Origin of the sequence: Peptoniphilus sp. BV3AC2 (genome assembly GCF_000478945.1) — a bacterium.
GTDB classification, from domain to species: domain Bacteria; phylum Bacillota; class Clostridia; order Tissierellales; family Peptoniphilaceae; genus Peptoniphilus_B; species Peptoniphilus_B duerdenii.
Genome location: NZ_AWXD01000034.1, coordinates 118,489 through 126,747, shown reverse-complemented (window position 1 = coordinate 126,747; position 8,259 = coordinate 118,489). Strand labels below are relative to the sequence as shown.

Here is an 8,259-nt window from a genome sequence, read left to right as displayed (position 1 = left end):
AAAAAAATCACTTTCAGCACAGTGGAAGATGACGCAGGAACGTCCGGGAAGGGTGGAAGCTTTTACGCATGATTTAAAAATACCAGGGTGCTTTTCAAGAATTAGATGCAATTATTTGTAGCATCATTTTAGATATTTCTTTTGGGGACGGACGATTTTCCATTTGCATCCATTCGGAAAGAAGATTCCAAAGTGCACCGGCACTGACGAGCAGTGCAGCTTTCTTTTCAAATATGCTGTCGTACAAATTTTGATTTCCACGAACGGTATCATGAATCACAGGTAAGACCTGATTGAATTCTTCCAGCAGATAATAGAATAGATGATTCTGTTGTAAAAGACTCAAAAAGTCGATTTGTTTCTCCCAAAAGGTAAAAAACACTTCCACAATCTGCTCCAGTGTATAGTGCCTGTCTTTTTGAAAATAAGTAATGTAGTCCTCACATCTTTCTAAGAAGCATTGCTGTAATACCTGCTCCTTCGAATCAAAGATCCTATAAAAAGTTCTTCTTGATAAAAGCGCATGTTCGGCGATTTCTGTTACGGTAATACGAGCGTAGTCTTTTTGGCTCATAAGATCCAACAAGGACTGCATAAACCATTGACGGGATTGCTCAGCGATGGGATTCTTTTCCTTTTTTACCAAACTCATTTTGTTCCTCCTGTCACACTTTTTCGGGATTGTAGCACTTGAACCGCTTATATTGACAATCATGTCTTATTGATTATACTATAAATTAGAAAGTGCTACAAGTGAGACAGATAAAGGAGGCTCAATTTTATGAATACAATAAATACGATTGTTTGGCTGTTCCCTGTTATTTTTATGCTGCATGACTTCGAGGAGATTATTTTTGTGGAGGCATGGAAACAGAAATATAAAAGAAAAATACAAACAACAAAAATGAAGAAGATTCCATTTGCCGATTTGGAAAGCACACCGTCATTTTCCATTGGTGTATTGATTGAATTTTTCATTATTTCAGCTTTATCCCTCTCTGCTTGTATCTTTGATTGGTACTTTTTGTGGCTGGGATTATTTTTTGGATTTACCTTTCACCTGATTGTGCATTGTATGTTGGCGTTGCAATTTAATGGCTATGTACCCGGAGTGGTCACCGCAATCCCGTTCCTTCCGTTATGCTTTTATATCCTTTGGGTTTCAAATCAATTCCTTTCTTTTACAACAGCTCAATTATGGATCAGTTGTGTAGTAGGCGCTATTTTGATGCTCTTAATGGTGACTGTTTTGCATAGATGTATGAAATCTTTTGAAACTTTTATCAAAAAGTGGGAAGTTTAATTACCCACAAATAGCAAATTTTTAAGGAGGTCTTTTGCATGGAGTTGGAATTTAAACAAGGTATGTATCACCTAAATCCTGACCCTAATTTTAACTTTCAGCTTAACCGCGTCATTCTTTGGAATGGCGGGAATTTAAACGATGTGATGCAGGCTGCCAAAAAGATTACAGACAGCACAAGCTGGAAGCAGGAAATGATTTACCTTGGGGATTATGCACTCTCTCAAAACAGAATCCCTCAGGCAATTGCATATTACCGAATGAGCGAATTTTTTGATGGAAATCCTGGCAACAAGGAATACTATATAAAAGCTACGGAACTGTTTTATGAGTATTACCATTCTTATTTCGATGAGGGACGTGTCCAGAAAATTCAAGTTCCATATGAAGATGTTATGCTGCCAATCATGGTTGCAAAAGCTCAAAAACAATGTAAGGGCACCATTCTTTTACACGGTGGTAACGATTCATGCTTTGAGGAAATGTTTTTGCCGATGTTATATCTTTCTGAACAAGGGTATGATGTATATCTATTTGAAGGTCCTGGACAAGGCAACGTTATTCGTGTTCAAGGGAAACACTTTACATATGCTTGGGAACATCCAGTCAAAGAAATATTAGATTTCTTTCACTTGGATAACGTCATTATTATTGGTGTTTCTTTGGGAGCTATGCTGGCCCTGCGTGCTGCTGCATTTGACAAGAGAATTACAAGGGCTGTATCTTGGTCTGTTTTACCGGATTTTCTTGACGTGGTTCTCGACCAAATACCAAAAAAGGTAGCCGGTATCGTTAGGTTTATGTTGAAACATAATCTCAGCATCGTTCTCAGCCCTATTCTTTGCATGATGAAATTGATACGTAAGAATGACCCACTATTTCAATGGGGTGTCAATCATGGAATGTACGCCTATGGAGCTGACAGCATTTATGATTATCTGAAGAAAGTGAGTAAATATCAGATTATGGATGTGGCCTCCATGATTGAACAAGATGTATTGATTCTTGGTGCCAACCAAGACCACTTCGTTGATTACCGAATGATCGGCAAAGAAATCAACGCACTTACAAATGCGAACTCTCTCACATTTCGTCTTTTTACTGAAAAAGAAAATGCGGGAAATCATTGCAATTTAGGAAATGCCAAACTGGCTTTAGATGTGATACTGCAATGGTTGACATTTTTAAAACATCGTGATTTAGAAGTTAGAAAGAATTGAATTCATTTCAAGAATCTCATGTACATCTATCGTGCAGGGTATAAGGTCTTTGTACGTTAACATCTATATTACTGATGCCAATTAGTCTTGCTATTGTTCGAGACACTTAACTTGGTGTATAGGATTGCCCTGCTCTTACCTGATTCTTGAGCAAGTTTCATCATAAAGTACTCATAAGCATCTCCGATAATGTCATCGCCACTGCCCATGTTGCTTTTGAAATCAATAGCAGGGTCTTGAAATACTTTAATATGGCCTGAAACCTTATCAACCAGTTCCTTAACCTCACCATGGTTATACCCATTCGACTACGACGGCTTTGCCCACTACCGCTCAGGGTGACCACATTTCTTTGGTTCTACAAGTGAAGTTAATTAAATTAACTTAAAATTTCCAAAACAAAAAGCGACTAATTTCTTAATCGCTTTTTCATTTACATATTTATTTTTAATCTAACTCAACTGCCAATCCTAGTTCTTCTTCTGGATTTAATACTTCTCTCCACTTACCTTTCTTGAAGTAGATATAGTTTGATATAAACGCGAAGACCCAGGTAACTGGCCATGCCATAAATATTATTTCGACTTTATAGATAATATTTAGTACTACATAGATCCAAATCATTCTTATCCCGCACATAAATACCAAGGATGTAAGCATCGGCGGCATCGCATAACCTGCTCCTCTTACTACTCCTCCTAGGATTTCTGATACTCCAAATATAAAGTAGGTTGAGCAGAGGTACCTCATGTAGATTGCGCCGTACTTCACTACTTCTGGATCGGTATTAAAGAGTTTTACAAGATCTGTTGCAAATACAAATATTATGATGCTTGTGATTGCTGTGGTGACCAAGGTGATGTTTATTGCGACTTTTGTGCCGGCTATAACTCTGTGATACTTCTTTGCACCGATATTTTGCCCTGTAAATGTGGTGGCGGAGATGGTGATGGCGATAATTCCCATAAATATGAAGCTGTCTATCCTTCCTCCTGCCGAGAATGCGGCGATGATGTCCGGACCAAATTTATTTAGCTTCGCTTGGATAAGTACGTTTGAGAATGAAATTATAACCGATTGAAGCCCTGCCGGTAGTCCAATATTAAATATATTTAAAAGAATTTCTCTTTCTAGTTTTAAATCTGCTTTTTTAATTATTCCAACCTGGTCTGATTTTAATAGTGAATATGTGACTAGTATGGATGAAACTACTTGAGCGATTAAAGTTGCCCAGCCTGCTCCTGCTACTCCCATCTTAAAGATTGCAATAAATATTAAGTCTAGGACGATATTTACTATTGCAGCTACTACAAGGAAGTTAAATGGTCTTTTGGAATCTCCCATTGATCTTAATATTCCAGAACCCATATTGTAAACGAGGAGCGGAATTATTCCAAAGAAAAATATCCTTAGATATTTGTTTGCGTCGTCAAAGATTTCCGCCGGTGTGTGGGTTATGCGAAGCATCCATGGCGAAAGCACATATCCTATTATGGTTAGAAGTAGTCCGCCAAATATTGAGATGGCATAGGCATTTACGATTGATTTTTTAAGTTTCGATCTGTTGCCACTTCCATAGGTCTGACTGATTACCACTGAGGCTCCCGTTGCTAGACCAAAAAAAAGACCCAATAGAAGAGAACTCACTTGAGCGGTACTTCCTACTGCTGCCATCGGATTTTTGCCTGCGAATTTACCTACGATTATAAGGTCCGCTGTATTATAAAGTTGTTGTAAAAAGTTTGATAACAAAAGTGGAATCGTAAAATAAATGATTCCCATCATTATCGAACCCTCTGTAAGATTTATATTTCTCTGCTTTTTTATAATCATAAAATCACTCCATCTAGGTATTATAACAAGTAATGAAATGTATTTAAAGGGATTTTAAAAATTACTATATTTTAATCTATACCTATTTTATGTGAAATTTTCTCTTTATTATTGTAATTAAATTTAATTTATCATAAAATGTAGTTGGAGGTTTGATATGACAATTAGAGACCTAGAGATTTTTCTAGAGGTTGTAAAACAAAACAACATGTCTGTTGCAGCTAAAGCCTTAAATATTTCACAACCTACTGTATCTCATGCAATTGCTCAAATTGAAGATGAGTATGATATTATTCTTTTTGAAAGAGCTTCCAAAAAGCTTTTCTTAACAGATGTAGGTTATAGATTTTATAATAGGGCGAAGAAAATTTTATTAGAGCTATACAACTTAGACGTCGAGTTTAAAAACAACCAAAACCATATTAGTCTAGGTATTCACAACGGGATACCTACGCCAATAGTAGTAGATTTTTCTAAGAAAATGAAAGAACAATATGACTTAGACATCATGTTCGTTATTACTGAAAGAGAACTGATGTTAGACATGCTAAAAAGAGGAGAGTTAGACGCAGTTCTAACGGATTACACCTACGATTTAGAGGAATGTGATTTTACTCCTGGATTTAGACTTACTTATAAACTCGCGACAGATAAGAAAAATGTAGATGATTTCCCAAATAATTTAGAGTTTATCTATTGGGCTGGTACAGATAAGAACGTTGTGTTCGATGAGCTTGCACACAAGTTCCCTGTGGAAATGAAGTACAGAGTAGGAAACATTGACTCCGCTCTAAGACTTATGGAAACAGAAAAAGTCTACACATTTTTACCTGCCTACACCATTAGGGAATCAGATGAGTTTGAAGTTTTAGATGATTTAACTTTTTCAAAGAAATTTAAACTCTACTACATGAAGGATAAGTACATCACAAAGAAGATGAAAATCCTTATGAGCGAATTAGCTAAGGCACATTACGAAGAATAATTTCTTCATTTAAAAAGAGATAGCAGATATTCTTTTGAATATTTACTATCTCTTTTTTATTTTTTAACTTTTTACTGAGCCGCTGGTAAGTCCATTTACCAGGTACTTTCTAAAGATACTTGCAATTATTGCCGGTGGGATGATTGAAAGTATTCCCCCTGCTGCTATCAGTCCGTAGTTTATTGTATCCTTGGTTATAAATTCACTCATCACCTGGGTTATTACTTTATGTCCCGTTGAGGAAAGTAGTATGGTAGGTATTATATACTGTTTAAATGACGATAGGAAAAATATCAGGCTTATGGTCACTATTATCGGTCTCGATAATGGTAGCACCACCTTGAAGAATATATCCTTCTCAGAAAATCCATCCACATAGCAGGCTTCAAAGATTTCTTCCGGTATGTCTTTTAAATAGTTTATAACTATAAATGTATTCATCGGTAGAAATGATGAGATGTAGATGATGGATGTGGCTGCCATGCTGTCTAGTAGATTTAGTTTTCTAAATATATTGTAGATTGGTATTATCGTCGTAAATACTGGAATGATGATGGTTAAAAAAAGTATATTTAAAAATATTTTTTTAAATTTAAAATCATACCTCGTTATTACATATCCGCTTACAAATGTAATTGGAATTCCTATTAGGATGGTCACCATAGATATTTTGAGGGCGTTCTTCATACCTTTTATTATGATTTGTGACTCTCTTCCGGAAATGGTCAAGAGTTTTCTATAAGAGCCAAAGACCAAACTCTGTGGTAGAAGTTTTGTCGTCTTTACGAGCATCTCGCTTTCTGGAGTGATACTTATGATAAAGCACCAGATAATTGGAAATAGACAGTAGATTATTAAAAATATTACTCCTAGTGTATATAGAATATTTATATTTTTTCTTTTCATTTTATACCTCGAGACATTCTTTTAATGTATCCAATCCCGCAGACTCCTACTATTATCATAATAGTGTAGGAGATTGCGCTTCCGTATCCAAAGTTTAAGTATTGGAATGTATTTGCATAGTTGTAGATGAGTAGGGTCTGGTTCTCCAACACATATCCGGAGAGGGCTATGATTTCGTCGTAGACATTTATCGCTGCTGTGGTCAAATTAAGTAGCACGATTCCCAAAACTTCCATAATTAGTGGAAGAGTTATCAGTCTAAAGGTGTCGAATTTTCCCGCTCCATCTATGGAGATCGCTTCATAAAGTGTCTTTGGAATGGTCTCAAGCTTTGCAAGGATTACAAGGGCACAAAACGGAACTATCTTCCAACATAGAACCATCGCCACAAGGAATACAAACATCTTTTTATTATTTATCCAGTTTATAGGTTTAGATGCAAGTCCCAGATTTATTATAAGTTTATTTGCAAATCCATATCCTGGGAAGAAAATAAATTTCCAAATGATTCCGTTTACAATGGGTGGTAGTGCCCAAGGTATGATTGAAATCGCCAAAAGCGCTCCACTTATCTTCGTCTTTTTATTTAGAATAAGGGCGATTACTATGGAGATTACAAGCCCGATAATTATAACTGCTATGAGGATCATAAATGAGTTTTTAAATGCATTTATAAATCCCTTGTCATGAAGAATATCCACATAGTTTTTAATCCCAATAAATTTTTGGTTCTTCGGATCTGTAAGTTTAAAGTAGCTCAAACTATATCTAAATGTAGTCACTATCGGCACGAGAATCGTAAGTAGTACTATTAGTACTGCAGGTAGTATGAGCAGGTATGCGTATTTATTCTTCTTCATATCTAGTCCCATCTTCTTTAAATATATGAATCTTTTCTCTATCGAAAGAAATATCGAATCTGTCGCCGTTATTTATATCATCTTTTAAGAATGTGCGCACTGTGAAATTATCTTTTCCTTCTTCGAAGTGGAGGATGCTTTCTGCTCCGAGATTTTCGCAATACTTAACTTCATACTTATTTCCGCTATCTAGATTTATATGTTCCGGTCTAATTCCCACTTGTACCTTTAAATTTTCTTTACTCTTAAATGGAATTTTAAAATCAAAGAAATGAAGTTCTCCGTCCCTTATTTCTCCTTCAAAGAAATTCATTCCATTTCCTATGAAGTTCGCCACAAATGTATTAATAGGCGCATCGAAAAGTTCTTGTGGAGGTCCACTTTGAATGATTTTTCCTTTGTTTAGTAGCACAACCCTTGTCGCCATGGTCATAGCTTCAACCTGGTCGTGGGTTACGTAGATGGTTGTGATCTTTAGTTTTTCGTAGAGCTTCATAATTTCAAATCTCATCTTCTGTCTAAGTTTCGCATCCAGGTTTGAAAGAGGCTCATCCATTAGGTATGCCTTTGGACTTCTTATAATCGCCCTCGCAAGAGCAACCCTCTGTTGTTGTCCGCCGGATAATTCCCTTGGATATCTATTAAGTAAATCTTCGATGGAGAGAAGTTCTGCAATTTCCTTTAACTTACTTTCTATCTTTTCTTTTGGAACTTTTTTAAGTTTTAAACTTACAGTTATATTTTCAGATACGGTCATGTGTGGATAGAGGGCGTAGTTTTGAAAAACGAATGCCATATTTCTATCCTTAGGAAGAGAATTGGTAATATTTTCTCCATCCATAAAGATACTTCCACCATCTATATCTATAAGTCCAGCAATAATTCTAAGCAACGTTGACTTACCGCATCCGGAAGGTCCGAGGAACACCACAAAATCTCCATCCTCAATGGATAGATTGAAATCATCTATGACAGCTACGTCTTTTTCGTAGCATTTTCTAATATTTTTAAGTTCTATACTCATACTTCCTCCTTAAATCTATATTAGCAAAATAGGGCTTTAAAAACAATAAATCGAGGCTTAAATAATAATTTTTTTTAATTATTGCATTCAATTTTTCCCTATGCTATGATTAAAAAAAGAAAATAAAA

Annotated in this window: 9 protein-coding genes; 3 read left to right on the top strand and 6 right to left on the bottom strand. The window is 35.9% G+C overall.

Translation table 11 applies throughout. The features are described from left to right. Positions 1-94 precede the first annotated feature (94 nt). Positions 95-652 (bottom strand): TetR/AcrR family transcriptional regulator, encoded by a 558-nt coding sequence (locus HMPREF1252_RS09120; protein ID WP_023060280.1) that lies wholly within the window; start codon positions 650-652, stop codon positions 95-97. Between the two features lie 129 nt (positions 653-781). On the opposite strand from HMPREF1252_RS09120, the gene HMPREF1252_RS09115 reads away from it, so the two are divergent. Beyond that, entirely contained in the window at positions 782-1,303 is a 522-nt protein-coding gene (locus HMPREF1252_RS09115) for an HXXEE domain-containing protein (protein ID WP_023060274.1), read from the top strand. Positions 1,304-1,341: 38 nt separating this feature from the next. Further along, on the top strand, positions 1,342-2,523 hold the full coding sequence (locus HMPREF1252_RS09110; RefSeq protein WP_023060293.1) for an alpha/beta hydrolase: 1,182 nt from the start codon (positions 1,342-1,344) through the stop codon (positions 2,521-2,523). A gap of 68 nt (positions 2,524-2,591) precedes the next feature. On the opposite strand, the gene HMPREF1252_RS09860 is transcribed toward HMPREF1252_RS09110, so the two are convergent. Continuing rightward, complete coding sequence (locus tag HMPREF1252_RS09860; protein WP_238318203.1) at positions 2,592-2,684, bottom strand: hypothetical protein; 93 nt, start codon at positions 2,682-2,684, stop codon at positions 2,592-2,594. Between the two features lie 286 nt (positions 2,685-2,970). Then, positions 2,971-4,356, bottom strand: coding sequence for an MATE family efflux transporter (locus tag HMPREF1252_RS09105; protein ID WP_023060285.1), 1,386 nt, complete (start codon positions 4,354-4,356; stop codon positions 2,971-2,973). 157 nt (positions 4,357-4,513) lie between these two features. Between HMPREF1252_RS09105 and HMPREF1252_RS09410 the strand changes: the two genes are divergently transcribed. Further along, positions 4,514-5,341 carry a LysR family transcriptional regulator gene (locus HMPREF1252_RS09410; RefSeq protein WP_023060281.1) on the top strand — a complete coding sequence of 276 codons (828 nt, stop codon included), beginning with the start codon at positions 4,514-4,516 and terminating at the stop codon, positions 5,339-5,341. 63 nt (positions 5,342-5,404) lie between these two features. Here HMPREF1252_RS09410 and HMPREF1252_RS09095 read toward each other — a convergent pair whose 3' ends face one another. From HMPREF1252_RS09095 to HMPREF1252_RS09085, 3 genes are read right to left on the bottom strand one after another with little or no spacing between them, the layout of a single operon-like run. After that, positions 5,405-6,247 (bottom strand): carbohydrate ABC transporter permease, encoded by an 843-nt coding sequence (locus HMPREF1252_RS09095; RefSeq protein WP_023060303.1) that lies wholly within the window; start codon positions 6,245-6,247, stop codon positions 5,405-5,407. Further along, positions 6,244-7,107, bottom strand: a complete 864-nt coding sequence (locus tag HMPREF1252_RS09090; RefSeq protein WP_023060287.1) for a carbohydrate ABC transporter permease — start codon at positions 7,105-7,107, stop codon at positions 6,244-6,246. The genes HMPREF1252_RS09095 and HMPREF1252_RS09090 overlap by 4 nt, the downstream gene beginning before the upstream one ends. After that, on the bottom strand, positions 7,094-8,131 hold the full coding sequence (locus HMPREF1252_RS09085) for an ABC transporter ATP-binding protein (protein ID WP_023060311.1): 1,038 nt from the start codon (positions 8,129-8,131) through the stop codon (positions 7,094-7,096). The genes HMPREF1252_RS09090 and HMPREF1252_RS09085 overlap by 14 nt, the downstream gene beginning before the upstream one ends. Between the last annotated feature and the right edge of the window lie 128 nt (positions 8,132-8,259).